At 73.0% G+C, this 25,190-nt stretch carries 22 protein-coding genes; 12 read left to right on the top strand and 10 right to left on the bottom strand.

The genetic code is table 11. The features are described 5' to 3' along the window. Positions 1 to 30: 30 nt before the first annotated feature. Both ACYVHU_RS18005 and ACYVHU_RS18010 read right to left on the bottom strand, forming a co-directional pair. The gene (locus tag ACYVHU_RS18005) at positions 31 to 1,032 is read right to left on the bottom strand and encodes an ADP-ribosylation family protein (RefSeq protein ID WP_498949060.1); all 1,002 of its coding nucleotides are present in this window, start codon (positions 1,030 to 1,032) and stop codon (positions 31 to 33) included. 261 nt (positions 1,033 to 1,293) lie between these two features. Next, entirely contained in the window at positions 1,294 to 2,280 is a 987-nt protein-coding gene (locus ACYVHU_RS18010) for a LacI family DNA-binding transcriptional regulator (RefSeq protein ID WP_498949062.1), read from the bottom strand. Positions 2,281 to 2,435: 155 nt separating this feature from the next. On the opposite strand from ACYVHU_RS18010, the gene ACYVHU_RS18015 reads away from it, so the two are divergent. From ACYVHU_RS18015 to ACYVHU_RS18060, 10 genes are all read left to right on the top strand, one after another. Then, positions 2,436 to 3,260 carry an ABC transporter permease gene (locus ACYVHU_RS18015; protein ID WP_432939650.1) on the top strand — a complete coding sequence of 275 codons (825 nt, stop codon included), beginning with the start codon at positions 2,436 to 2,438 and terminating at the stop codon, positions 3,258 to 3,260. Continuing rightward, a complete protein-coding gene (locus tag ACYVHU_RS18020) occupies positions 3,257 to 4,042 on the top strand; it encodes an ABC transporter permease (protein ID WP_498949063.1) in 786 nt (261 codons plus the stop codon). Before ACYVHU_RS18015 ends, ACYVHU_RS18020 begins: the two co-directional genes overlap by 4 nt. A 23-nt stretch (positions 4,043 to 4,065) precedes the next feature. After that, a complete protein-coding gene (locus tag ACYVHU_RS18025; RefSeq protein WP_498949065.1) occupies positions 4,066 to 5,085 on the top strand; it encodes an ABC transporter ATP-binding protein in 1,020 nt (339 codons plus the stop codon). Beyond that, the gene (locus ACYVHU_RS18030; RefSeq protein WP_078762410.1) at positions 5,082 to 6,131 is read left to right on the top strand and encodes an ABC transporter substrate-binding protein; all 1,050 of its coding nucleotides are present in this window, start codon (positions 5,082 to 5,084) and stop codon (positions 6,129 to 6,131) included. The genes ACYVHU_RS18025 and ACYVHU_RS18030 overlap by 4 nt, the downstream gene beginning before the upstream one ends. Next, on the top strand, positions 6,128 to 7,075 hold the full coding sequence (locus tag ACYVHU_RS18035; RefSeq protein ID WP_498949067.1) for a nucleoside hydrolase: 948 nt from the start codon (positions 6,128 to 6,130) through the stop codon (positions 7,073 to 7,075). Before ACYVHU_RS18030 ends, ACYVHU_RS18035 begins: the two co-directional genes overlap by 4 nt. 30 nt (positions 7,076 to 7,105) lie before the next feature. Next, positions 7,106 to 8,815: an adenine deaminase C-terminal domain-containing protein gene (locus tag ACYVHU_RS18040; protein WP_432939638.1), complete on the top strand. Its 1,710-nt coding sequence runs from the start codon at positions 7,106 to 7,108 to the stop codon at positions 8,813 to 8,815. An 84-nt stretch (positions 8,816 to 8,899) separates the two neighbouring features. After that, the gene (locus ACYVHU_RS18045; protein ID WP_498949069.1) at positions 8,900 to 9,787 is read left to right on the top strand and encodes an arginase family protein; all 888 of its coding nucleotides are present in this window, start codon (positions 8,900 to 8,902) and stop codon (positions 9,785 to 9,787) included. A gap of 120 nt (positions 9,788 to 9,907) precedes the next feature. Beyond that, positions 9,908 to 10,201: a TFIIB-type zinc ribbon-containing protein gene (locus ACYVHU_RS18050; protein ID WP_078762408.1), complete on the top strand. Its 294-nt coding sequence runs from the start codon at positions 9,908 to 9,910 to the stop codon at positions 10,199 to 10,201. 367 nt (positions 10,202 to 10,568) lie between these two features. Next, a complete protein-coding gene (locus ACYVHU_RS18055) occupies positions 10,569 to 11,330 on the top strand; it encodes a sugar phosphate isomerase/epimerase family protein (protein WP_498949071.1) in 762 nt (253 codons plus the stop codon). Continuing rightward, a complete protein-coding gene (locus tag ACYVHU_RS18060; protein WP_498949072.1) occupies positions 11,330 to 12,424 on the top strand; it encodes a Gfo/Idh/MocA family protein in 1,095 nt (364 codons plus the stop codon). Before ACYVHU_RS18055 ends, ACYVHU_RS18060 begins: the two co-directional genes overlap by 1 nt. 62 nt (positions 12,425 to 12,486) lie before the next feature. On the opposite strand, the gene ACYVHU_RS18065 is transcribed toward ACYVHU_RS18060, so the two are convergent. From ACYVHU_RS18065 to ACYVHU_RS18075, 3 genes are all read right to left on the bottom strand, one after another. After that, entirely contained in the window at positions 12,487 to 13,335 is an 849-nt protein-coding gene (locus tag ACYVHU_RS18065) for a polysaccharide lyase family protein (protein ID WP_078762405.1), read from the bottom strand. Then, positions 13,332 to 14,939 (bottom strand): alkaline phosphatase D family protein, encoded by a 1,608-nt coding sequence (locus ACYVHU_RS18070; protein ID WP_498949074.1) that lies wholly within the window; start codon positions 14,937 to 14,939, stop codon positions 13,332 to 13,334. The genes ACYVHU_RS18065 and ACYVHU_RS18070 overlap by 4 nt, the downstream gene beginning before the upstream one ends. Positions 14,940 to 15,141: 202 nt before the next feature. Continuing rightward, entirely contained in the window at positions 15,142 to 15,570 is a 429-nt protein-coding gene (locus ACYVHU_RS18075; RefSeq protein WP_078762403.1) for a DoxX family protein, read from the bottom strand. A gap of 337 nt (positions 15,571 to 15,907) precedes the next feature. Here ACYVHU_RS18075 and ACYVHU_RS18080 point away from each other — a divergent pair, with 337 nt between their 5' ends. Both ACYVHU_RS18080 and ACYVHU_RS18085 read left to right on the top strand, forming a co-directional pair. Next, on the top strand, positions 15,908 to 16,201 hold the full coding sequence (locus ACYVHU_RS18080; protein ID WP_078762402.1) for a hypothetical protein: 294 nt from the start codon (positions 15,908 to 15,910) through the stop codon (positions 16,199 to 16,201). Between the two features lie 542 nt (positions 16,202 to 16,743). Beyond that, complete coding sequence (locus ACYVHU_RS18085) at positions 16,744 to 18,228, top strand: amino acid permease (RefSeq protein ID WP_078762401.1); 1,485 nt, start codon at positions 16,744 to 16,746, stop codon at positions 18,226 to 18,228. A 57-nt stretch (positions 18,229 to 18,285) separates the two neighbouring features. On the opposite strand, the gene ACYVHU_RS18090 is transcribed toward ACYVHU_RS18085, so the two are convergent. The 5 genes from ACYVHU_RS18090 to hutU all read right to left on the bottom strand — a co-directional run bounded on the left by ACYVHU_RS18090 (position 18,286) and on the right by hutU (position 25,183). Further along, on the bottom strand, positions 18,286 to 19,398 hold the full coding sequence (locus ACYVHU_RS18090) for a GNAT family N-acetyltransferase (protein WP_078762400.1): 1,113 nt from the start codon (positions 19,396 to 19,398) through the stop codon (positions 18,286 to 18,288). Between the two features lie 158 nt (positions 19,399 to 19,556). Further along, the gene (gene hutI / locus ACYVHU_RS18095) at positions 19,557 to 20,765 is read right to left on the bottom strand and encodes an imidazolonepropionase (protein ID WP_078762399.1); all 1,209 of its coding nucleotides are present in this window, start codon (positions 20,763 to 20,765) and stop codon (positions 19,557 to 19,559) included. Beyond that, positions 20,762 to 22,171 carry a formimidoylglutamate deiminase gene (locus tag ACYVHU_RS18100; RefSeq protein ID WP_432939620.1) on the bottom strand — a complete coding sequence of 470 codons (1,410 nt, stop codon included), beginning with the start codon at positions 22,169 to 22,171 and terminating at the stop codon, positions 20,762 to 20,764. The genes hutI and ACYVHU_RS18100 overlap by 4 nt, the downstream gene beginning before the upstream one ends. Beyond that, positions 22,168 to 23,385, bottom strand: a complete 1,218-nt coding sequence (locus tag ACYVHU_RS18105) for an allantoate amidohydrolase (RefSeq protein WP_235001017.1) — start codon at positions 23,383 to 23,385, stop codon at positions 22,168 to 22,170. The genes ACYVHU_RS18100 and ACYVHU_RS18105 overlap by 4 nt, the downstream gene beginning before the upstream one ends. Before the next feature lie 136 nt (positions 23,386 to 23,521). Further along, positions 23,522 to 25,183 (bottom strand): urocanate hydratase, encoded by a 1,662-nt coding sequence (gene hutU, locus ACYVHU_RS18110; RefSeq protein WP_498949078.1) that lies wholly within the window; start codon positions 25,181 to 25,183, stop codon positions 23,522 to 23,524. Between the last annotated feature and the right edge of the window lie 7 nt (positions 25,184 to 25,190).

A 25,190-nucleotide genomic window follows, 5' to 3' on the forward strand; every position in this document is an offset into this window, starting at 1 on the left:
GGGCCGGGAGCGGGGCTCACGGCCCCCGGGTCAGCGCAGCACCGTGACCCGGGGCAGGTCGCGATGGTCCCGGTGCGCCTGGACGATCCCGGCCAGCGCGGGACGGTCGAGGGCGCGGTAGGCCGCGACGAGGAGCTCGGCCGCCAGGCGCTCGCGGAGGGGGTCGCCCTGCGAGACCCAGTGCAGGTCACGTCCCAACACGAGCGCCCGGGCGGGGTCGCCCGCCGCGCAGCGGCGGACCGCCTCGGCCGCCGCCGCGGTCACGGCCTCGGGGTCGCCGGTCAGTTCCTCGTAGACGCGGGTGTACCAGTGGTGGTCCTCCGCCCCTTCCTGCGGACCGCGTGGCGGGGCGGCTCCCCGAGGGAGGAGGGCGCCGCCCCCGTCCAGGGTCATGACCCGCTCGGGGATCGGCCGCGCGGCGCGGAGCGTCCGAAGGTAGTCCACCCCCTCGTGGCCGGGATCGCCCACGCCGAAGGCCACGAGGAGGGCCCTCAGCCCGCGCAGCCGGTTCCGCCGTTCGTCGACGGGCGCGCCGACCCTCTCCTCGTCGAGGAGGTCGCGCCAGGATCCCTCCAGGTGGGCGCGCACCACCTCCAGCGGTGTCCCCTGGGGGACGCCGACCCCGCCGCCGTCGTTGGTGCGGTATCCGGCCACTCCCGCGCAGGTCCGGCCGTCGTCGAACCACAGGCCGAAGTGCAGCCCGTCGCTACCGCCGTGCAGGAAGGTGACGAACTCCGGCGGGTCGCGGTAGTAGCGCCCGTGCACGCGCACGTCGATTCCGTCCCGGGTCGGCCGACCGGGCTCCTCCAACAGGTCGGCGACACCGTAGGGGGCGAGGTCCAGGTCCGCGAGCGCCTGCCGGTCCGCGGGCCCCAGGGAGCGCAGGAAGGCCCAGAACTCCCGGAGGGACTCGGGGGGCGTCATCCCCCAGTCCCCTTCGAAGCGTTCGCGGAACGCGGGGAACCCCTCCCGGGTCTCCTCCAGGGCCTGGTGGGCGCGGACCTCGGCCGGGGCGGTGGAAGCGGGGACCACGGGGTTCCTCCTCGTCGACGCGGCGTCGGCCCATCCTAGGAGGGGCCGACGACACACCGGCCCGGGTCCGGCGCGTGCCGCCGGTCCCGTTCCCGGGGAACGAGACCTCGGGAGGCCGGGGCGAGAAGGATGTCCCGGGCGAAGGAGCGAGCCGGGTACGGGCAGCTCGTTTCCGGCCCGGACCTGTCTCCCTCGCCCTCGCGCATCGCCGCGGGGAAGCGGGTCAGGGGCGGCACGCCGCCCCGAAGGCGGAGCGCGCGGTCATCGGGCCGGCGGGACGAGCGAACCGGTGAGCACGACCTCCGTGGGCAGTTTCCTGCTGGCGGGCCGACGCGCCGCTCCCTGTGACCCGGCCATCTCGACGAGGTCGGCGACGGCCCGGCCCCCCAGCTCCCCCGCGGGGACCCGGACCGCCGAGACCGGGGTGCCCGGCAGGTCGGCGAAGGCCATGTCGTCGGCGGCGGCGACGCTGAGCCGTTCGGGTACCTTGATGCCGCGCCGGCCCAGCTCGTACATCAGCCCGAGGAGGAGCAGGCTGTTGAAGGCCAGCGCGGCGGTGCAACCCGACTCCACGATCTCGGCGGCGGCCGCCGCGCCATCGGCGAAGGCCGGGTAGACGGGGCCCACCACCCTCAGGTCCAGGCCGAGCCGGGCGGCGTGCTCGCCCAGCTCGTCCCGGCGGCGCCGGTCCATCCAGGAGCCGGGCGGACCGGCCAGGTAGGCGACCCGGCGGTGTCCCAGCTCGGCCAGACGGTCGAAGATCCGCGCCAGTCCGCCGGGGGTGTCCACGGTGAGCGAGGTCAGCCCGTTGACCCTGCGGTTGACGACGACCACGGGTTTGCGCCGGTGCGCGGCGACCAGGTCGCGCGCGGAGCCGACCGGGGAGAGCAGCACGAAGCCGTCCACCTGGTCCCGCAGCTCCCGCAGCACCTCGCCCTCGCGTTCGGCGGCGCCCTCGGTGACCGCGATGATGAGCCAGCGGCCGTGTTCCTCCGCGACGGCCTGCGCGCCGGCGATGATGGCCGCGTAGAAGGGGTTCTCCAGGTCGGGGACGAGCATCGCGAAGAAGCCGGTCCGGCCGGTGGTCAGGGCGCGCGCGGCCGGGTTGGCGCGGAACCCCACCTTCTCGGCGGCGGCGCGGACCCGTTCCAGGGTGCGCGGCGCCACCATCTCCGGCCGGCTCATGGCCCTCGACACCGTCGACGCCGACACTCCGGCGACACGCGCCACGTCCTCCAGCCCGGCCAACCCTCTACCCCTTTGCGTCGTTTTGGCGTTATGTCCGATATAAGGTTACGCTGTTGCAAGCGCTTGCAGTAGCGCTTGCACATGAATCCCCTGATCAGACGATCAGATCCGCAGACCCCGCGACCCGGTTGCGCCGGGCCGCCAACCTCACGGGGGTGGAATTGTCCCGGCGTGGAACCCTGTTCGCGCTGCTCGTACCCGGTCTGGCGGTACTCCTCTTCGGTTTCCTCTACCCGGTCGCGGCCACCCTGGCCTTCCCACCGGACGGCGACCCCGCCACGGTCGCCCGCGAGACCGGATCGCTGCTGACCGACCCCTACCTGCTCCCGGTGATCGCGCGGACGATCCGCGTGGCCGTGGTGACCACGCTCATCTGCCTGGTGCTCGGCTTCCCGGTCGCCTACCTCATCTCCCGGGTCCCGCCACGCTGGTCGGGCAAGCTCCTGGCCCTGGCGATCTTCCCGCTCATGCTCAACACCGTCGTGCGCACCTACGGCTGGCTCGTCGTGCTCGGCGGCAACGGGCTGCTCAGCAGCCTCACCGAGGGGCTGGGCCTGGGGCCGTCCCGGCTGCTCTACACCGAAACGGCCATCGTCCTCGGCCTGGTCCAGCTCTTCCTGCCGCTGATGATCCTGTCGTGCTACTCCAGCCTGTCCCAGCAGGACCCGCGGCTGGAGGAGGCGGCCCGCGGCCTCGGCGCCAGCCCGGGCCGGGCCTTCCGCCAGGTGGTGTTCCCGCTGGCGCTGCCCGGCGCGCTGGTCGGCTGCACCCTGGTGTTCGCCGGGGCGGTCACCGCGTTCACCACGCCGCAACTGCTCGGCGGCGCCCGCGAACGCATCCTGTCCACCCTGCTCTACAGCAGGGTCAACGTCAGTCTGGACTGGCCGGCGGCCAGCGCCGTCGCGCTGGTCATGACGGTGCTGGTGCTCGTCGTCAGCGCCCTGTCCAGCCGGCTGAGCGCGAAGGGAAGCACCCAGTGATCCGCCGCCCCCTGCTGTCGCTGCTGACGGCCCTCGCCTTCCTCATCATGCTCGGGCCGGTCGTCATCCTGCTCGGCGTCGCCTTCACCGCGGGCAGCACGCTGACCTTCCCGCCCGAGGGGCTGTCGCTGCGCTGGTTCGCCGCCGCGCTGGACTACCAGCCCTTCATCAGCTCCCTCGGCACCAGCCTCGTCGTCGCGGCGCTGTCCACGGTGCTGGCGCTGGCCCTGGGCGTCCCGGCCACGCTGGCACTGCAACGAGGCCTGATCCCCGGGCGCAGGGTCGTGGAGAACCTCTTCGCCACCCCGATCATCGTGCCCGAGCTGGTCCTCGGCCTGGCCCTGTTCCAGCAGCTCATGGTGGGACTACAGATCACGGCCCTGGCCACGCTGGTCATCGGCCACACCGTCCTGCTCCTCCCCTACGCGGTGCGGGTGGTCGGGGCGTCGCTGGCGCTGTCGGACCCGCGGCTGGAGGAGGCCGCGCGCGGTCTGGGCGCCGGCCCGCTGCGCACCTTCTTCCAGGTGACGCTGCCGGTCATGCGCCCGGGGATCATCTCCGCGGCGATCCTGGCCTTCATCACGTCGCTGAACAACGTGCCGCTGTCACTGCTGCTCACCGGGCCGGGCGTCTCCACGCTGCCCGTCGAGATGCTCAACTACGTCCAGTCCTCGTACGACCCCGTCGTCGCCGCGGTGAGCGTGCTGCTGCTCGCCGCCAGCGTGGCCGTCGCCCTCGTGACCGAACGGCTCGTCGGCTTCAACAAGGTCTTCGGCCGCTAGTGGCCGGGAAGGAGAGCCAGAACATGACCCCCGTGGTCCAGCTCGAATCGGTGAGCCGCGCCTTCGGCCGGTCCCGCGACGCGGTCGCCGCGGTCAGCGACCTCGACCTCGTCGTCCCCCGCGGTAAGTTCACGACCCTGCTGGGGCCGAGTGGTTGCGGCAAGACCACGACCCTGCGGATGATCGCCGGATTCGTCCAGCCCACCTCGGGGCGGATCCTGCTGGAGGGCGCCGACGCGACGAAGACGCCGCCGGAGAAGCGCAACATCGGCATGGTCTTCCAGTCCTACGCGCTCTTCCCGCACATGACGATCATCGACAACGTCGCCTTCGGGCTGCGCGCCCGCGGCCTGGCCAAGACCGAGGTCACCGCCCGGGCCGGCGAGGCGCTGGAGCTGGTCGGCCTGTCCGCGCTGGCCGGACGCAAGCCGGGCGCGCTGTCGGGCGGCCAGCAGCAACGGGTCGCGTTGGCCCGGGCCGTGGCGATCCGCCCCTCGGTGCTGCTGCTCGACGAGCCCCTGTCCAACCTCGATGCCCGGTTGCGCGTCCAGATGCGGGCCGAACTGCGCCGCGTCCAGCGCGAGACCGGCCTCACCGCGATCCTGGTCACCCACGACCAGGACGAGGCGCTGGAACTGTCGGACCACATGGTCATCCTCAACAAGGGCCGCCTGGAGCAGGAGGGCGCGCCACGCGACGTCTTCCCCCGCCCCGCCAGCCGGTTCGTCGCCGACTTCCTCGGCTACGAGAACTTCCCGGTGCTGCCCGGCCACGGGCCGGTGGCGATCCGTCCCGAGCACGTGCGCCTGCTGTCCTCCGGCGAGCCGGACGGTGCCGGCGTGAGGCTGGAGGCCACCGTCACCAACGTCACCTACCAGGGCAGCCACTGCGTGGTCGAGGTGAACGCGAACGGTCTCGGCGACGGCACGCGGCTGCTGTGCGCCCACCCCGGGGAGGCCCCCCGGCCCGGCGAGGCGGTGCGGGTGCTGCTGCCCGCCGCCCACCTCGTCACCCTGGGAGAGGACGCGGAGGCCGCGCGATGAGGCGCCCCGTCACCGCGGCGCTCGCCGGTCTGTGCGCCCTGGCCGCCACGGCGACCGCCTGCGCGCCGACCCGCGAGGCCGACACCGACACCCTCGTGGTCAGCACCTTCTCCTTCGCGACCGAACAGTTCATGGAGGTCGTGGCCGAACCGTTCGAGGAGCGGACCGGCATCGAGGTCGTACTGGACACCGGGAACAACGCCACCCGTCTGACCAAGCTGCGCATCAACAAGGAGCGGCCCGACACCGACGTCGTGCTGATCTCCGACTACTACGCGGCCATCGGCAAGGAGATGGGACTGTTCGAGCGGATCGACCCCGAGACCGTCCCCAACATGGCCGAGATCCAGCCGTGGGCGGTCGATCCCGAGGGGTACGGTCCCGCCTACACCTTCCAGCTGCTCGGTCTGATGTACCGGACCGACCTGGTGGAGGAGGAGCCCACCTCGTGGGGGGCGCTGTGGGACCCCGAACACCCGGGCGGGTTCGCGCTGCCCGACATCTCGGTGTCGGCCGGACCGCTGATGGTCCTGGCCACCGGCGAGACCTACGGTTCGGGCCCCACCGACGCCGACACCGGGTTCGAGCGGCTGGCCGCGATCGGCCCGGACGCCCTCCAGTTCTACTCCAGCAGCACCGAGGTCTCCAGCCTGCTGGAACGGGGGGAGATCGCGATGGCCCCGAGCCTGGACAACTTCGCGATGAACGCGGTCGAGGCCGGCCAGCCCATCGGGTTCGCGCTTCCGGAGGAGGGGCGGCTGATGACGGCCAACACCGCCCAGATCGTCAACGGCGCGCCCAACCGGGCCGGCGCCGAGGCCTTCGTCGACTTCCTGCTGGACCCGCAGGTGCAGTCGGAGGTCGCCGAGGTCATCTACGACAAGCCGGTCCACCCCGACGCGCAGGTCACCGATTTGATGACCCGGGTGTCCGGGGAGGCCGCCGTGAACCCGACCGAGGCCGGTTACCACCAGGGCGACCTCGACCTCATCGCCGGCGAACGCTCGTCCTGGCTGGACCGCTTCGTCGAGGAGGTCGCGCGTTGAGCGCCGGACGGATCCCCGTCGTCATCGACTGCGACCCCGGCGTGGACGACGCGATCGCGCTGCTGCTCGCGCTGGCCTCACCGGAACTGCACGTGCGAGGCGTGACCCTGGTCGCCGGCAACACGTCCCTGGCCAACGTCGAGCGCAACGCGGCACAGGTGCTGGACCTGGCCGGCGCGCCCGCGGACCTCCCGCTGGTGCCCGGCCTGGCCGGCCCGGTGGCCCGGATCGAGCGGATCCCCGACGAGCCCATCCACGGGGCGGGCGGGCTGGGCGGCCTGGAGCCATCGGCCACCACACGCCCCTCCCACGCGGGGCACGCGGTGGACTGGCTGGCCGAACAGGCCCTGGCCGCGCCGGGGGAGCTGACGCTCGTCGCGCTGGGTCCGCTGTCCAACGTCGCGGCGATGCTGGCCCGCCACCCGCAGGCCGGCCCCGCCTTCCGCGAGATCGTCGTCATGGGCGGCGCGGCGTTCGTCCAGGGCAACGTCACCCCCGCGGCGGAGTTCAACTTCTTCGCCGACCCCGAGGCCGCCCGGTACGTGCTGGCGTCGGGGCTGCCGGTCCGCGTGGTGGGGCTCGACGTCACGCGCGCCGCGCTGTTCCCCCTGGAGGAGGCCGAACGGCTGGCCGCGCTGCCCGCGACCGCGGGCGTCGCCGGAAGGCTGCTGCGCGACTTCGCGCTGCGCTACCAGGCGCGTTTCGAGGTGGCCGCGGTCCCGGTCCACGACGCGCTCGCGGTCGCCGCCGTCTCCCATCCCGCCCTTCTCGGCTGGGCCGAGGGAGAGGCCACCGTGGAGTGCGCCGGCGAGGTCACCCGTGGCGCGCTCGTGGCCGACGTCCGCCGTCCGGAGCGGGCGCGCCGCGCCCGCATCGCCCTGTCGGTGGACTCCGCGGCCTTCGTCCGTCTGCTCTCCGAGCGCCTCACCGGCTACGCCCGCTGATCCGCCCACCTATCTGCGAGGAAACCCGCCATGACGCACCCCGAACCTGTCGACCTGCTGCTCCGGGGCGGCCGTGTCGTCTCGGTCCAGACCGGCGAGGTCTGGGCCGCCGACGTCGCGGTCACCGGGGAGAGGATCCGCGCCGTGCTCCCGCCGGGGACGCCGGTGCGCGCGACCGAGGTGATCGACGCGACCGGGCTGATCGTCGCCCCCGGCTACGTCGACGCCCACATGCACATCGAGAGCTCGCTCGTCGCGCCCGCCGAGTTCGCGCGGGTGACACTGCCGCGGGGGACCACCACCGTGCTGGCCGACGCCCACGAGATCGTCAACGTCGCCGGGCGCGACGCCCAGGCCTGGATGATCGAGCAGGGGCGCGCCACGCGGCAGACGATGTGCTGGGCGGTCCCCTCCTGTGTCCCCGCGCTCGACGGGTTCGAGACGGCCGGCGCCCGGCTGGACGCCGCCGACATCGACGAGATGCTCGGTTGGGAGGGCGTGACGACCCTGGGCGAGGTCATGGACTACCGCGCGGTCGTCTCCGGGGATCCGCGGATGCGCGGCATCGTCGAGGCCGCGCAGCGGCACGGGGTGCGTCTGGACGGGCACTGCCCGAACCTCTCGGGGGCCGAGCTCGGCGAGTACCTGTGGGCCGGGATCGACTCCGACCACTGCAAGAACACGCCCGAGGTCGCCCTGGAGAAGGCCCGCCTGGGCATGCTGCTGATGCTCCAGGAGAAGTGCCTGACCCCCGAGGTCGTCGACGCGCTGCTGGGCCTGCCCCACCTGCCCGACTTCTGCCTGGTGACCGACGACGTGGCGGTGGACGCGATCCTGTCCCGCGGCCACCTGGACCGGGTGGGCGCGGTCGCGCTGGAGCGGGGGATGTCCCCCCTGGCCGTGCTGCGCGCGCTCACCGTCCACCCGGCACGCCGGCTGGGCCTGCACGACCGCGGCGTGGTCAGCCCGGGCAAGCGCGCCGACCTCGTGCTGCTGCGCTCCCTCACCGACCTGACCCCCGCGCTGGTCCTCGCCGGCGGTGTGGTCGTCGGGCGCGACGCCCGGCCCGTGCAGGAGGCCGTCCGGCTGGCCGACAACCCGTTCTCCGGGACGGTGCGCCTGGACGCCGAGGCGGTGGAGGCCGCCGTGTGGCGGGTGGACCTGCCCGACGGGGAGCACGCCTTCCGCGCGATGCGGGTCAACACCGTCGACACCTACACCGAACCGGACGAGGTGGTGCTGCCGGTGCGTGACGGGGTCGTGGAGTGGGAGGGGCGGACCGCGGTCGTGGCGGTCCTCGAGCGGCACACCGGCAGCGGCCGGGCCTCCTTCGCCCCCGTCACCGGTCACGATCTGGGGGTCGGCGCCTTCGCCACCACCTACGCCCACGACAGCCACAACCTCACGGTGATCGCGACGGCCTCGGCCGCGCTGCGGGAGGCGGCGGGCACGGTGGTCGCGGCCGGCGGCGGGATGTGCGCGGTGCGCGAGGGGCACCCCCCGGCGACGCTGGAGCTGCCCGTGGGCGGGGTGATGTCGGACCGCTCCGCGGAGGAGGTGGCGGCGGCCTCCGGCGCGGTCCGCGGCGCGCTGGAGGCGTGGGGCTGGCACAACCGCAACGTCTTCATGAGCGTCTCCACCCTCACCCTCCCGGTGTCCCCGCAGGTCAAGATCACCGACCGGGGGCTGGTGCGGGTGGTGGAACGCGCCTGGGAGCCGGAGACGGTCGGCGGGTCCTGACCGCACGGCGAACGGGTTGCCGGGCGGCCGGACGCCCGGCGATCATGGACCGGCCCACCCCCGCGACGTCCCCACGAGGTGCCGGTGAAACCGATCGTCCTGCTCGACGCCCCCTCCAACCTGGGTCTGCGCCCTCCCGAGGAGGGGGCGGTGCCCGGTTGCCACAAGGCCCCCGGCGCGCTGCGCGACCAGGGGTTGCTCACCCGGCTCGGCGCGCGTGACGCCGGTGTGGTGACGCCACCGCGCTATCGGGCGGCCTGGACGCCGGGCGTCGTCCGCAACGAGGAGGCGGTCGCCGGCTACACCCGCTCCCTGGCCGACCGGATCTCCACGATCCTCGGGGAGGGCGGGTTCCCGGTCGTGCTGGGCGGCGACTGCAGCATCCTCCTCGGCGCGGCCCTGGCCCTGTCCGGGAAGGGCGGGCACGGGCTCGTCTACCTCGACGGGCACCTGGACTACCGCCATCCCGGCAACAGCGACGAGGTGGGCGCCTGCGCGGGTGAGGGCCTGGCGTTGGTCACCGGCCACGGCGGCGTCCTCGCCGAGCTGGGCGGCTCCCGGCCCTACTTCGCGCCCTCCCGAGTCGCCGCCCTGGGGTTTCGCCCTGGTGACGAGGACGAGGCCGAGGTCGCCGGGGCGGGGGTCACGCTGCTCCCCGCCCCCGCGGTGGGCGAGGATCCGGCCGCGGCCGCGGCGACCGCGTTGACGGCGGCGGCCGGTCCCGACGGGACCGGGGCGTTCTGGATCCACCTCGACGTCGACATCATCGACGCCGCGCTGCTGCCGGCGGTGGACAGCCCCGAGCCCGACGGCCTGGACTGGGACCAGCTCGCCGACCTGCTGGCCGCGCTGGTGGCCGCGCCGGGGGCGACCGGCCTGGACCTGACCATCTACGACCCCGACCTCGACCCGTCGGCGCAGGGGGCTCGCGCGCTGGTCGACGTCCTCGCGCGGGCGCTCTCCCGGGGATGAGGCGTCGTCCCCCGGCGATCGCCGCGCCCCTCCCGAAGGGTCGGAAGGGTGAGGGGAACGACCCCGCCGGGTTCCCGATTCCGGTGGACCACGCCCCACGGGTGCGCTATCCAATTGATCATGAACGAACTCAACTGCCCCAAATGCCCGGGTTCCCTCACCCGGCAGAACCTCGTCGGCGTGACCGTGGACCAGTGCCAGAAGTGCCGCGGCATCTTCCTCGACCGCGGCGAGCTGGAACAGCTCCTGGAGGCCGAGCACCGCTGGAGCCGCGGCTACGAGACCGGCGCCGAGTACCGGGGCGGCCGGCGCCGCCGCGAGGAGGCCCCCGAGATCGCCTACGCCCAGGACGACGACTACCAGGGCGAACGTCGTAGGCGCCAGAAGAGCTTCCTGGACGAGATCTTCGACTGACCCCCTCACGTCGGGCGCCGCGCGGCGCCCGACGCTCACCTCCCCGCGGACGGCGCGGGGAGGCCGCCGAGGTCCCGCGGCGCGGGAAGCGGGCCGTGCCTCCCGGCCTCCGGCACCGGCCGGCGGCCGCGCTCGCCCACCACCTCCCCCCGCCCCGCGCCGGAGGGTCCACCACGCCGCCGGCCCCTGTCCCGCGGTACCGGTTTCCAGCTGATCGGCAACCCGTCTCGGTATCCGGCCGGAATTCGGTGCGCACGGGGATCCCCGCCGTCAGCGGCCGGAGGCGGTTTTTTTGCTTGCTCGTTCGGGAGCGCTCCCGCACACTCGTCAACGGACCGTAAGGCCGCGAGAAACAGGGGACACCGACGTGACCGCTCCCAATCCGCCCGCCGTCCAGCTCTACACGCTCCGCGATCGCCTCGCCCAGGACCGGGCCGCGACCCTGCGCGCCGTGGCCGACCTCGGCTACCGCGCCGTCGAGCCCTTCGACGTCGTCACCGACCCCGCCGGACTCCGCGTCGACCTCGACGCCGCCGGACTGACCGTGTGCTCGGTCCACGCCCCGGCACTGGACCCCGACACGCGCGACGCGGCGTTCGCCGGCGCGGCCACGGTCGGAGCCGGCACCGTCGTCGTCCCCTTCCAGTCCCCCGAGCGCTTCCTCGACGCCGCCGCCCTGCGGGACCTGGCCGCCGACCTCAACACGGCCGCCGCCGCGGCGCGCCGGCGCGGTCTGCGGCTCGGATACCACAACCACGACTTCGAGCTCTCCACCCGGATCGACGGCCGGCCCGCGCTGGAGGCGCTCGCCGATCTGCTCGACCCGGACGTCCTGTTGGAGGTGGACGTCTACTGGGCGGCCGTGGGCGGCGTGGAGGTGCCACCCCTGCTCCAACGGCTCGGTGACCGGGCACGCTACCTGCACGTCAAGGACGGCCCCGTCAACAGGGAGGAGCCGATGACGGCGGTGGGCTCCGGCCGCATGCCGATCGCCCAGGTCCTGGCCGCCTCACGGGCCGAGTGGCACATCGTCGAACTCGACCACTGCGCCGGGGACGTCCTCACCGCCGTCGGTGACAGCCTGGACTGGCTGGTCCGCAACGACCTCGCCGGCGTGGGAGAGGCGTGATGGGCGTCGGCGTCGCCGTGGTCGGCTGCGGCACCATCAGCGTGGAGTACCTGCGCAACCTCACCTCGTTTCCCGATCTCGACGTGCTCGTCTGCGCCGACCTCGATCCCGAGCGGGCGCGCGCCCGCGCCGAGGAGCACGGCGTGCCCGTGTGGGGCCCGCCCGAGACCGCCTACACCCACCCCGACGTCGAGATCGTCGTCAACCTGACCATTCCCGCGGCCCACGCCGAGGTGTCCCACGCCGCGATCGCCGCGGGACGGCACGTGTGGAGCGAGAAACCCCTGACCACCGACCCCGAGTCGGCCCGGCCCCTGCTGCTCCGCGCCGCGGAGGCGGGCGTCGCCGTGGGATGCGCCCCCGACACCGTTTTGGGCGCCGGCGCCCAGAGCGCGGCGCGCCTGGTCGCCGACGGGCGGATCGGCGTCCCCGCGACCGCGCTGACGCTGATGCAGACCCCCGGACCGGAGTCGTGGCACCCCGACCCGGAGTTCCTGTTCCGGCGCGGGGCCGGCCCCCTGTTCGACATGGGCCCCTACTACCTGACCCTGCTGGCCTGGCTGTTCGGCCCGGTGACACGGGTGGCGGCCGTGGGCCGCAGGAGCCGGACCCACCGCACGATCGGGTCGGGACCGCGGGCCGGAACCGTCTTCGAGGTCGAGGTGCCCACGCACGTGTCGGCGCTCGTGGAGTACCGGGACGGCCCGGCCGCCACCATGGTGATCTCCTTCGACTCCCCCCTGTTGCGGGCCGGCTTCGTCGAGGTGACGGGGAGCGAGGCGACCTTGGAGGTGCCCGACCCCAACCGGTTCGACGGGACGCTGCGGCTGCGTCCCCCGTTCAGCGACGACTGGAGCGCGTTGCCCAGCACCGGCACCACCGCCACCCGCGGCATCGGCGTGCTGGAGCTGGCCCGCGCGGTCCGCGCCGGCGCGTCCCCGCGCGCCTCGGGGGAGGTGGCGCTGCACGTGCTGGAGACGATGCACGCGATCCACACCTCCATCGACAGCGGCGAGTTCGTCACCGTGGAGAGCGGGTTCTCCGCTCCCACTCCGTTGCCCGAGGACTGGGACCCCTTCGCCCGGACACTGTGAGGACCGCCTCCCCGGTGCGCCCGGCCCGCTGTCCCCCCACCCGAGGGGACGGCGGGCCGGCCTCATCGTCCCTGGTCGAGCGCGAACACGCCAACGGCGTCGTAGGCGTGCCAGGATCCGGAGTTCTTGGTGATCGCGACGGCGTTCTCGCCGACCGCGAACTCCTCCGCCGGCAGTTCCAGCTCCACGAACGAGGGGCGCAGCGCGGTTCCGGGCACGGTGGCGTCGCCCTCCAGGGACCCGCGGGTGCCGCCGCCGCGGAACTCCACCTCGGTGACCTCGGTGCCGTTGACCGAGATCGTCGCCGTGCCGGCCAGGGAGGCGTGGGTGTCGATGAGCCAGATGGCCAGTCCCAGCCGGCGCGCCTCCTCCTCCAGCGAGAAGCGCAGCCGGAAGGTGTGCCGCGTCCGCCCGCCCCACGCGTCGGAGGGGCCCGGGTGGAGGTAGCTCCAGTCACGGGCGGGGTCGCTCGTGCCATAGGTGAAGTCCACGCCGTTGGGGAAGGCGGTGCGGTAACCGCTCTGTCCCCCCGAGGGGGCCAGGGCCAGTTCCAGGCTCTTGGAGTCGAACTCCCCGACCTGCGCGATGGGTGTCCCCGTCACCACCATGGAGGCGGTCGAGGTGCCCGCCACCGCCCTGGAGGGGCGACTGCGCCGCCCCGCCGCGTCCACGGTGACGATGCTGTAGTACCTCGTCACCGCCTCGGGGCCGAGGGTGTCGTGGGTGAACCTGCCGTAGACGGTCTTACCGATCAGCGTCTCCGCGGAGAGGTCCACCTCGGCGCTGTGCGAGGCGTGGATCGCGTAGTGGTCGACCAGGGGCTCCCAGTCGGTGAGCTCCCACGTCAGGTCGATCGCGCCGATCCGACCCTGAGTGCTGAGACCGTCGACGGTCGGGGGCTTACGGCTCACTGTGCTCCTCCCAGCACCTGCTCCAGACCGGGACGGCCGGCCTCCGTGACGAACCGGGCGGCCGTGCTGACCTTTCCGTTGTCGTCCGATTCGATGTGGTCGATGACCTTGAAGTCCGACGTCACCGCTTCCCTCGTCATCTCGACCTGGACGTAGCCGCGCCGGGCGTTGTAGAGCCGGACGTGGGGGTTGCCCAGCCAGATGGGGGCCAGGTTGTCGCTGTCGGCGCCGTCCCCGTCGGAGGCGATGGAGGTCGTCACCAGCTCGGTCCCGATCGTCGCGGAGTCCGGGTCGGTGAAGTCGGCCTTGAGTTCGGCCGCGGCGTGCCGGTGGATGTCACCGGTGAGCACGAGCGGGTTGGCGACCTTGTGCCGGGTGAGCGTGTCGAACAGGCGCTGCCGGTTGGCGCTGAACCCGTCCCACTGGTCCATGCTGTAGGTGACACCGGCGCCGGTGTTGCGGTCGATGGAGGCCATGACGACCTGCTGGGCCATGACGTTCCAGGTGGCGTCGCTGCGGCGGAGTCCCTGGTAGAGCCACTCCTCCTGCTCGGTGCCCAGGATGGAGCGCTGCGGATCGGTGTGTTCGCCTCCCGGCGTTCCGCCGTCCGAGGGAACATCGTCGCGGTACTGGCGGGTGTCGAGCACGTTGAACTCGGCGAGCCGTCCGTACCTGACCCGACGGTACAGCCGCATGTCGGGGCCGCTGGGCAGGGAGGTCTTGCTCAGCGGCTGGTTCTCGTACCAGGCGCGGTAGGCGACGGCGCGGCGGCGCAGGAAGTCCTGCGGGCCGACGCCGTACTGGGAGACCTCGTCGGCGTAGTTGTTCTCCACCTCGTGGTCGTCGGTGGTGACCAGCCACGGCGCGCGGGCGTGCGCCGCCTGGAGGTGGGGGTCGGATTTGGTGAGGGCGTAGCGGAGCCGGTACTGCTCGAGCGTGATGGTCGCCGCCGCGTGCGCGGTACCGAGCTCCCCCGTTCCCTGCCGCCACAGGTTGGCCGGGGTGATGCCGTACTCGTAGATGTAGTCGCCGAGGAAGAGGACGAGGTCGAGGTCCTGCTCGGCCATGTCGCGGTAGGCCGTGTAGTGGCCGTGGTACCAGGCCTGGCAGGAGGCCATGGCGAAGGTGATCGATCCGGTGCGCCCCCTGCGGGAGGGGGTGGTCCTGGTGCGTCCGACCGGGCTGATCTCGCGCCCCGCGCGGAACCGGTAGAAGTACTCCCGGTCGGGGTCCAGACCGTTCACCTCGGGGTGTACGGAGTGGGCGAGTTCGGCGGAGGCGACCGCCCGCCCGCGACGGACGATCCTGCGGAAGGACGCGTCCTCGGCCACCTCGTACTCGACGGTGATGTTCCTTTGGGGCATGCCACCGTGCCCGTCCTCCGCGAGTGGTTCGGGCGCCAGGCGGGTCCACAGGACGAAACCGTCCGGGGTGGGGTCACCCGAGGCGACCCCGAGCCGGAAGGGGTCGGCGGGGACACGGGAGGAGAGCGGGGCTGCGTGTGTCGGGGCGCCTGTTCCCAGAGCGAAGGCTGCCGTGCTGATCCCGGTGAGGGTGAGAAAGGTACGTCGGGATGGCGGGATGGGAGAGGTGTGTGGAGCCATGCATCGTTTCCGTCCACTCGGGGATGCGGCGGCCTCGATACTCAGAGTCCCGGTTTGACTCCGAATTGCGGCCAGATGTTGCACAGGTGGACTCTCTCCGACAACTCCCGCGAACACCACCCCTTTCGTCACGAAAAAACATGAAGAAACATGAAGCGCCTGCGTCCCGGTGGACGCAGGCGCTCTTGGACGTCGGCGCTCGTCAGGCGGCCGCCCCGGCGGGGGCATGACGCTTGCGCCCCCAGGGCAGCAGCCGGTCAAGGGTGAGGGAGCCTCCCGCGAAACCGAGCGCCAGGCCCGCGGCGCCCAGGACGAGCGGCAGTTCGTACCCGCCGAGCAGCGGGTCGCCGACGTGGGCGAAGACGTAGGCGGCCGCCATCTGGGCCGCGAGGAGGACCCCCACCACCGGCAACGCGAAGCCGACGACCAGGGCGATCCCTCCGGCGAACTCGATCAGGATGGCGACCAGCGCCGCCACCTCCGGAAGCGGAATCCCCATTCCGGCGAACATCTGGGCGACACCATCGGGACCGGTGGCGATCTTCTGCCATCCGTGGGCGGCGAAGACCAGGCCGACGGCGACCCGTCCGATGAGCAGCGCGACGTCGGCGAGCGTGTTCCGTTCGTTCATCGTCTGAACCCTCCGAGGTTGACTGGAGCGATCCCGGCGGGAACAGGAGTGTGCGGCGTCCACCCAACCGAGAAGCAGGAAGTATCTTCCTGGAAAAATATAACCTATGAGCGACCCGCCGGCCACGCCTCGCATTCACGAATAAACGAATGTGACACGGAACGCCTTCACCTCACGTCCTTCCCACCATGAACACGCCCCGCTTTCGCTAGGCTCACCCAGACGACCACGGCCGTTCATGCACCGTGCACCCTTTTCGGTCCCGCGCCGCCCATTCGAACGCGTGTATGATTTTGGCGCCAGTATCCACCCCGACTACCGAAGGGAAGCCACTGCCGTGGTCACCGAGGTCTTCACGCGCAAATACTGCGATCCGCACGCCGTCCGGGACGAGAAGGTCGAGGCGACTGAGGTCATCCAGTTCGCCTGGGACGGCGCCGTGCGCGAGGTCGACGCTTGCAGCGACTGCAAGAAGGAGTACGACACCCGCTTCGAGCCGCTGTTCGACTACTCCCGCCCGGTGAAGAAGCGCCGCGCGACGACCAAGCCCAAGACCGAGGACAGCGCCCCCAAGGCCGACTCCCCCGCCTCCTCCGAGGAGAGCCCCGCCGCCGAGCCGGCCGACGCCTGAGCATCGCCCTCACCGGCGACCTCAGCACGGGATCCGGCGCGGCCTCGACCGCCCGCCCTCGACCGGCGATGATCCCGTGACGCGGACGTGACCGCGGTGCCACCGCGCCACGCCTCCGCCACACCGACGCGCGGATGAGACCCCACGGCCGGCGCCCCACCGGGGCGCCGGCCGTTTCGCGTGGGCGAGCCCCCGGCGCGGTCTTCACCTCACCTAATCGGGGCACGTGATCTTCCCCGCGTTCGGCCGTCTTTCCCGCGAGGATTCCCCGCCGTCCGCACCTCCTCCACCCCCGCCTCCCCATCCCCTGTCCGACAGGCGATGGCGCCGATACGCCCGGGTTCGACCGGACCACGGCCGCGACGCTACGCAAGTGAGTGATCACATGTTGTACTGATATTTTCGGTCAACAGGTTGATTTTGCGGCAACAGTGCTTCACGTCGGACTTTAGTAAACCTTTCGGATGGGAGTATGCTCGCGCGGCACATCGATCTCGCTACACGGCCTCACGAGGGCCGGCAACGGGGGCTGGAGTCTGTCATTGAGCATCTGGCGCACGAAAAGCATCGAGCAGTCCATCAGGGACACCGACGAACCGGGGCACCGGCTCCGTAAGGACCTCACCGGATTCGACCTCATCGTCTTCGGTATCGGCGTCATCATCGGCACGGGCATCTTCGTCGTCACCGGACGACAGGCGGCGGTGAACGCCGGACCCGCGATCGTGGTGTCGTTCCTGATCGCCGGCCTGGTCTGTGCCCTGGCCGCCATGTGCTACGCGGAGTTCGCCTCGACCGTCCCCGTCGCGGGGAGCGCCTACACCTTCGGTTACGCCAGCCTGGGCGAGTTCGTCGCCTGGATCATCGGCTGGGACCTGGTCCTGGAGTTCACCCTGGCGGCCTCGGTCGTCGCGGTCGGCTGGTCGGGCTACGCCGGAGACCTTCTGGGCGTCCCTACCTCCCTGACACTGGACAACGGCTACTCCGTCAACTTCGGGGCGATGTTCATCGTCATCCTCCTGGGTGTGCTGGGGCTGCTCGGGACCAAGCTGTCCGGCCGGATCTCCGCGGTGATCGTCGCGATCAAGGTCGGGATCGTCCTGTTCATCATCGTCGTCGGCATGTTCTACGTGAAGACGGCGAACTGGGTCCCGTTCGTGCCGCCCGCACAGCCGGCCCCCGCCGAGACCGACTCGATCGGCCACACCCCGCTCACCCAGGTCCTGCTGGGCCTGGAGCCCAGCCAGTTCGGCCTGTGGGGCGTCATCGCCGCCGCGTCGGTCGTGTTCTTCTCCTTCATCGGGTTCGACATCGTCGCGACGACGGCCGAGGAGACGAAGAACCCCAAGCGCGACATGCCCATCGGCATCTTCGGGTCGCTGATCATCGTCACGGTCCTGTACATGGCCGTCGCCGCCGTCGTCACCGGCATGCGCCCCTACTCCGAGCTGAACTCCGACGCCCCGCTGGCGGAGGCCTTCCGCGCGGTCGGCGCGGACTGGGCCGGGACGCTGATCTCGCTGGGAGGCGTCATCGGCATCACCACCGTCATCCTGGTGCTGATGATGGGACAGTCGCGGGTGGCCTTCGCGATGTCGCGTGACGGTCTGCTGCCGCGCGGCCTGTCCAAGACGCACCCGCGCTTTGGGACCCCCTACATCATGACGATCATCACCACCGTCGCCGTGGCGGTCCTGGCCGGTTTCGTGCCGATCGCCGCCCTGGAGGAGATGGTCAACATCGGGACGCTCTTCGCCTTCGTGGTGGTGTCGATCGGGGTGATCGTGCTGCGCCGGACCCGTCCGGACCTGCCGCGCTCCTTCCGGGCCCCGTTCGTCCCGGTCCTGCCGATCATCGCCGCGCTGGCCTGTGTCTGGCTGATGCTCAACCTGACCGTGGACACCTGGATCCGGTTCATCGTGTGGATGGCGATCGGCGTCGTCGTGTACTTCGCCTACGGCCGCCGCAAGAGCCTGCTGGCCCAGGCGGACCAGAAGTCCACCACGGACGGTGCCGGCACCGCCTGACCGCTACCTCGTTCCCGGAGGCCGGCCCCGCCCCTGGCGGGCCGGCCTCCGGTGGTTTCAGCGCCGGACGTCCGGCGTGCTCCGCCCCGCCGCCCCGGCCTGGGTCATCAGCGTCATGAGGCGTCCCGGCCGGCGGGAGACGACGGTGCCGGCGACGGGCAGGCGGGCCTGGACCACCCCCTCCACCGGCGGGCGCAGCGTCGCGCCGAGGCGTCGCATGATCCGCTGCATCGGCAGGTTGGCCGCGGCGATCTCGGCCCGCACCTCCGCCAGGCCCCAGTCGGCGGCGATGGCGGTGAGCGCCCGGGCCAGGCTGGTCCCCACGCCGTTGCCCTGCCAGGAGTCCTCCACGAGGAAGGCGACCTCGCCCACCCCCGGGTCCAGGGTGTACATGAGGTGGGCCAGGGCGACCGGTTCCCGGGCCCGCGACGGGCGGGCGGCCAGGGTCAGCCCGCGGTCGGGGTCGCAGAAGACGTCGAGCATCCGGGGGGCCAGCTCGCGCAGGCTGGAGAAGTAGCGGCGCCGGGTCGTCTCCGGCGTGCAACGGCGGTGCAACCGCTGCACCGCGTCGGCGTCGGCGCCGCCCACTTGGTGGACGAACAGCTCGATGCCACGGTGGGTGACCATCGACCCGTTGGTGGGAGCGGGCCCGGTCGGCGGCAGCACCGAACGGACCAGGGCGTCGGCCCGGGCCGACTCGGTCCAGGTGAAGGGGCGGTCGGCGCGCCTGAGCCGCACCCCGCGCAACGGCCCCACAGGGACGACCAGCGTCGTCTCCGGCTCCTCGGGGAACTCCGCGACCGGACGGCCCGGGTTGGTCCAGGAGGCCTCGTCGGCGAGCAGGAGTTCGCGCAGCGCTTCGGGGAGCAGGTTGGGGGTCGAGCGCAGCCGGGCGGTGAGCAGCAGGGCCCGGGTGACGTCGTCGCCCACCTCGCGCGGGTGGGCCGCGACGGCGACGACGCTGTCGGTGACGCTGCGCCGGGCCACCTCGGCCAGCATGGCCCTGTGGTCGTCGCGGACGTCCACCACGAACTCGTCGACGACGCCGGCCGCGTCGGCGTGGATCGACAGGCCCACGACGTTGCCCCCGTGCGCCGCCATGGCGTCCACGACATCGGCGAGTTGGCCGGGTCGGTCCTCGACGACGGTCCGGATGCGCCACAGGCTCATGTCTTCCCCTCGGTCGGTGGCCACGCCCCGAAGAGGACTTCCGCCCTTTTCGATGGCTTTCGTCGTGCCATGTCCAAGGATGAGCGGACAAGGTTTCCACGGCGCTACGGCGGTGTTAGGGCCTGTTTCCCGTGTCGGTTCGCCGATCGGACGGGGCCTCACGCCCGGCCGGCGACCCGCTCCCCGTCCTTCCAGACCGCCGCGACCTGGGGGACTCCCGGCCGGTAGGCGAGGTAGAGCGGGTCGGGGGCCTCCAGCAGCACCAGGTCGGCGCGGGCGCCCACCCGCAGATGCCCGATGTCGTCACGGCGCAGCGCCCGGGCGCCTCCCTCGGTGGCGGCCCACAGCGCCTCGTCCGGGGTCATGCGCATCTCGCGCACGGCCAGGGCGATGCACAGCGCCATGCTCGTGCTGAAACAGGAACCGGGGTTGCAGTCGGTGGCCAGGGCGACGGTCGCGCCCGCGTCCAGCAGGGCCCGCGCGTCCGGATAGGGGGCGCGGGTGGAGAAGTCCACGCCGGGCAGCAGGGTCGCCACGGTCGAGGAGGCCGGATCCGCGAGCGCGGCGATGTCGGCGCCGTCGAGGTAGGTGCAGTGGTCCACCGAGGCGGCCCCGAGCTCCACGGCGAGACCGACCCCCGGCCCCGGGCCGAGCTGGTTGCCGTGGACCCGGGCGAGCAGCCCGTGTTCGCGCCCGGCGGTCAGCACCCGCCGGGCCGCCTCCTCGTCGAACGCGCCCCGCTCGCAGAACACGTCGATCCAGCGGGCGTGTGGCGCGCAGGCCCGCAGCATCGGCCCGGTGACCAGATCGACGTAGCCCGCGGGGTCGGCGGCGTACTCCTGGGGCACGACGTGGGCGCCGAGGAAGGTCACCTCCTCGGTGAGGCGCGCCGCCACGCGCAGCGCGCGTTCCTCGTCGGCGACGGTCAACCCGTAGCCCGACTTGATCTCCAGGGTCGTGGTCCCCTGGGCGCGGGCCTCGCCCAGCAGCTCGGTGGCCCTGGCGAGAAGGGCGTCGTCGGAGGCGGCGCGGGTGGCGGCCACCGTGGACCGGATGCCACCCGCCTCGTAGGCGCGCCCCTCCATCCGCGCCGCGAACTCCGCGCCGCGGTCGCCCGCGAACACGATGTGGGAGTGGCTGTCGACGAAGCCCGGCACGACGCAGCGCCCGGCCGCGTCCACCCGCGCATCGGCGGCCGGAGCGCGGCCGGCCGGCCCCGTCCAGGCCACCCGCCCCTCCTCGACGACCAGCGCGGCGTCAAGGATCCGCCCCAGCCGCCCCTCCCCCGCCCCGGGGTCGTTGGTGACGAGCACGCCGATCCGGTCGACGAGCAACGATCGGGGGACAGGGGTCGACGTGGTGGTCATGCGTGTACCTCCTTGATCGCGGCGTCCAGAAGCTCGGCGGCGTCGGGGATCATCGTGTGCCGGCCGTCTCGGACGATCCAGCGCCCGTCCGCCATGACGTGGCGGACGTCGGCCGAGGTCGCGGCGAACACGGCGGCCTCGGCGGCGCGCGCGGGATCCGTCCCGGCCAGCCGGACGCCGTCGAGGTCGAGGACGACGAGGTCGGCTCGCGCCCCCGGCCGGATCACGCCGGCCGGCGGCTCCCCGTGCCGCGTCCAGCCCAGCGCGGCGTGCCCGGAGGCCATGGCCGCCCGGCCCAGCTCTGCGGCGCGCAGCGTCCCGCGCCGTCCGGTGCGCAGCCGCTCGTGCAGCTCCACCGCGCGCATCTCCTCGAACATGTCGATCTGGGCGTGGGCGTCGGTGCCCAGCGTGAGACGGACCCCGGGGTCGCCGCCGGCCCCGGCGACGAGGTCCGCCGTGCGCGGCAGGCCGTCGGCCAGGTCGCGTTCGGTCGTCGGGCACAGGCACACCGTCGTCCCCGAGGCCCGGATCGCTCCCACGTCGCTGTCGGTGAGATGGGTGGCGTGCACCAGGGTGGTGGCGGGCCCCAGCGCGCCGGTGTCGGCGAGCAGTCCCGCGGGGGTGAGGCCGGTGGCGGCCCGGCACGCCTCGTTCTCGGCCGGCTGTTCCGAGAGGTGGACGTGCAGCGGCGCGTCGGCCGCGCGCGCCCATTCGACCACGACGGGGATCTGGGCGCGGGGGACCGCGCGCACCGAGTGCACCGCGGCCCCCACGCGGGCGTGACCGCCCTCGGGACGCAACCGGGAGACCCGTTCGGCCCAGGCGTGGGCGTCACCGTCGCCGAACCGCTCCTGGGGCCCCGCCAAGGGCAGGTGGCGTCCGTCGGGCCCCAGGCCGCCGGCCAGGTAACAGGTGTCGAGCAGGGTGATGCGGATGCCGGCGTCGCCCGCCGCGGCGACGAGCGCGAGCGCCATCGCGTTGGGGTCGCCGTAACGGGTCCGGTCGGGTCCGTGGTGCAGGTAGTGGAACTCCCCCACGCAGGTGATCCCGGCCAGGGCCATCTCGGCGTAGACCGCGCGGGCGAGCCGATGGTAGGAGTCCGGGGTGAGCCGGGCGGCGACCCGGTACATCTGCTCGCGCCAGGTCCAAAACGACCCGGTGCCCCCGTGGGTGCGTCCGCGCAACGCCCGGTGGAAGGCGTGCGAGTGGACGTCGGCCATGCCCGGAAGCGTCAGGCCGGCCAGCCGTGGGACACCGGGCGGGGCGGGCACCCCCGTGGTGACGTCGGCGATCAGGCCGTCGGCTCCGACGTCGACGAGCACGGCCGACTCGATCGGGTTCTCCCCCTGCCCGCTCCACGCCCACGCGCACCAGTAGCGGGCGCCGGGGCCCGCGCGGCCGGTCATCCCGTACCGGCCAGGTCGGCGAGGACGTCGGCCAGCGCCACCACCCCGGCGTGCACGTCGGCCCGTTCCGCGCTCTCCTCGGGGGCGTGGGAGACCCCGGTGGGATTGCGCACGAACAGCATCGCCGTGGGCACGGCGGCGGCGAGCACGCCCGCGTCGTGGCCGGCCCCGGTGGCCAGCACCGGAGCCGGTCGGGCGCCCCCGACGATCGCGGCGACGCGGTCCCGCAGATCGGTCTGGAACTTCACGATGGGGGTCAACGACTCCTGGTAGCTGGCCAGCGCGACACCGTGCTGGACCGAGCTGCGCCGCGCGACCTCGTTGACGTGTTCGACGAGCGCGCGCAACGTCACGTCCTCGGGCGCCCGGGCGTCCAGCCAGGCGCGCACCCGGGAGGGGATGGCGTTGGTCCCGTTGGGGGTCACCTGGACCCGTCCGATCGTCGCGACCGCGTCGTAGGCCTCGGCGCCCGAACGGGCGGCGAGCACGGTTTCGGCGAACGGCAGCATGGGGTCGTTGCGGTCGGCCAGCCGCGTGGTCCCGGCGTGGTCGGCCTGCCCGGTGAAGTCCAGCCGCCAGCGTCCGTGCGGCCACACCGCGCCGGCGACCCCGACGGGCGCGTCCAGTCCCGCCAGCGCGCGGCCCTGTTCGATGTGGAGTTCCACGAACGTCCCGATCAGCGCGAGACGCTCGGGGTCGGCGCCGATCCGTTCCGGGTCGACCCCGGCTCTGGCCGCCGCCGAGGCCCAGGTGACGCCGTCGGCGTCGGCGAGGCCGCGGGCGCGCTCGGGCGCGATGGCACCGGTCAGCAGCCGGCTTCCCAGGCAGGGGACCCCGAAGCGGGCCCCCTCCTCCTCGACGAAGACGGTGACGGCGATGGGCCGGGAGGGGGTGAACCCCCGTTCCTTGAGCAGGTCGACGGCCGCCAGGGCACCGGCCACTCCAAGGGGCCCGTCGAAGGGGCCCCCGTCGGGCACCGAGTCGAGGTGGGAGCCGGTGACGACGGCGCCGGGAGCGGGCTCGCCCCACCAGGCCCACAGGTTGCCGTTGCGGTCGGTCTCCACCCTCAGCCCGCGCGCGCGGGCCTCGGCGGTGAACCAGGCGCGGGCCTCGGCGTCGGCGGGGGTCCAGGAGAAACGCCGGTAGCCGCCCCCCGCGCGGTTCCGGCCGATGGGGTGCAGTCCGCTCCACAGTTCGTCGAAGGTCGTGCTCACTCGGGTGTCTCCTCGTCGTCTTCCCCACGGGGTTGCTCTGGCAGTGTCCCGCGTCGGAACCGCCGCGGTCCGACCGGCGGGGGTGGTGTCGCCCTCTCCGCCGGTCGGCCGGGTCGCGCGCCGTTGGACGAGCCGCTCACCCCTCGCGCATCGGTGCCCGTAGCCCATGCCGCCGCGCGGTCTCCTCCGCCTGGGGGTAGCCCGCGTCGACGTGGCGCAACACCCCGGTCGCCGGGTCGTTGGTGAGGACCCGTTCGAGCTTGGCCGCGGCGAGCGCGGTCCCGTCCGCGACGCTGACCTGGCCGGCGTGGACGGAGCGGCCCATGCCCACCCCGCCGCCATGGTGGATCGACACCCACGACGCCCCCGAGGCGGTGTTGACCAGCGCGTTGAGCAGCGGCCAGTCGGCGATCGCGTCGGAGCCGTCCAGCATCGCCTCGGTCTCGCGGTAGGGCGAGGCGACCGATCCCGTGTCGAGGTGGTCGCGGCCGATCGCCAGGGGCGCGCCCACCTCGCCGGCGGCGACGAGCTCGTTGAAGCGCAGGCCGGCGGCGGCCCGCTCGCCCTGGCCGAGCCAGCAGATGCGGGCGGGAAGCCCCTGGAAGGCGACCTTCTCCCTGGCCAGGCGGATCCACCGGGCGAGCGGCTCGTTGTCGGGGAACAGGTCGAGCACGGCCTGGTCGGTCCGCGCGATGTCGGCCGGGTCCCCCGACAGGGCCACCCACCGGAACGGTCCCTTCCCCTCGCAAAACAGCGGCCGGATGTAGGCGGGGACGAAGCCGGGGATCTCGAACGCCCGGTCGTAGCCGGCGCGCCGGGCCTCGTCGCGGATGGAGTTGCCGTAGTCGAACACCTCCGCCCCCGCGTCGCGGAAGCCGACCATCGCCTCGACGTGCGCGGCCATCGACTCGCGGGCCCGGCGGGTGAACCCCTCGGGGTCGGCGTCGGCGCGGGAGTGCCACTCCTCGAAGGCGACGTCGGCCGGCAGGTAGCTGAGCGGGTCGTGCGCCGACGTCTGGTCGGTGACGACGTCGACGGGGACGCCGCAGCGCAACAGCTCCGGCAGGACCAGGGCGGCGTTGCCGGGAACGGCGACGGACAAGGGGCGGCGGTCGGCGCGCGCCGCCTCGGCCAGGCGCACCGCCTCGTCGACGTCGTCGGCGCGTACGTCGAGGTAGCCGGTGCGCAGGCGGCGTCGGATCCGCTCCTCGTCGCACTCCACGACGATCGCGACGCCCCCGTTCATCGTGACGGCGAGCGGCTGCGCGCCCCCCATGCCTCCCAGCCCCGCGGTGACCGTGAGCGTTCCGGCCAGGCTGCCGCCGTACCTCTTGGCGGCGACCGCGGCGAAGGTCTCGTAGGTGCCCTGGAGGATGCCCTGGGTACCGATGTAGACCCACGAGCCCGCGGTCATCTGCCCGTACATGGTCAGGCCCAGCGCGTCGAGGCGGCGGAACTCCTCCCAGTTGGCCCAGTCGGGGACGAGATTGGCGTTGGCGATGAGCACCCGCGGCGCCCATTCGGAGGTGCGCAGGATCCCCGCCGGGCGTCCGGACTGTACGAGCAGCGTCTCGTCGTCGGCCAGCTCGCGCAGGGAGGCGGTGATCCGGTCGAAGCTGCGCCAGTCGCGCGCGGCCCGCCCGGTCCCGCCGTAGACGACGAGGTCGTCGGGGCGTTCGGCGACCTCCGGGTCGAGGTTGTTGTGCAGCATCCGCAGCGCCGCCTCCTGTTGCCAGCCCTTGGCGGTCAGGGTGGCGCCGCGGGGCGCGCGCACGGTGCGGGGTGCTCCGTTGTCCATGCCGGTT

It is taken from the genome of Marinactinospora endophytica, from assembly GCF_054780875.1.

What these genes read in the sequence shown, in the direction of transcription:
- ACYVHU_RS18060 (WP_498949072.1), top strand. Translation starts at nt 11,330, where the DNA reads ATGGGCGTCGGCGTCGCCGTGGTCGGCTGCGGCACCATCAGCGTGGAG.
- hutI (WP_078762399.1), bottom strand. Translation starts at nt 20,765, where the DNA reads ATGACCACCACGTCGACCCCTGTCCCCCGATCGTTGCTCGTCGACCGG.
- ACYVHU_RS18075 (WP_078762403.1), bottom strand. Translation starts at nt 15,570, where the DNA reads ATGAACGAACGGAACACGCTCGCCGACGTCGCGCTGCTCATCGGACGG.
- ACYVHU_RS18040 (WP_432939638.1), top strand. Translation starts at nt 7,106, where the DNA reads ATGACGCACCCCGAACCTGTCGACCTGCTGCTCCGGGGCGGCCGTGTC.
- ACYVHU_RS18100 (WP_432939620.1), bottom strand. Translation starts at nt 22,171, where the DNA reads ATGACCGGCCGCGCGGGCCCCGGCGCCCGCTACTGGTGCGCGTGGGCG.
- hutU (WP_498949078.1), bottom strand. Translation starts at nt 25,183, where the DNA reads ATGGACAACGGAGCACCCCGCACCGTGCGCGCGCCCCGCGGCGCCACC.
- ACYVHU_RS18090 (WP_078762400.1), bottom strand. Translation starts at nt 19,398, where the DNA reads ATGAGCCTGTGGCGCATCCGGACCGTCGTCGAGGACCGACCCGGCCAA.
- ACYVHU_RS18050 (WP_078762408.1), top strand. Translation starts at nt 9,908, where the DNA reads ATGAACGAACTCAACTGCCCCAAATGCCCGGGTTCCCTCACCCGGCAG.
- ACYVHU_RS18025 (WP_498949065.1), top strand. Translation starts at nt 4,066, where the DNA reads ATGACCCCCGTGGTCCAGCTCGAATCGGTGAGCCGCGCCTTCGGCCGG.
- ACYVHU_RS18030 (WP_078762410.1), top strand. Translation starts at nt 5,082, where the DNA reads ATGAGGCGCCCCGTCACCGCGGCGCTCGCCGGTCTGTGCGCCCTGGCC.
- ACYVHU_RS18070 (WP_498949074.1), bottom strand. Translation starts at nt 14,939, where the DNA reads ATGGCTCCACACACCTCTCCCATCCCGCCATCCCGACGTACCTTTCTC.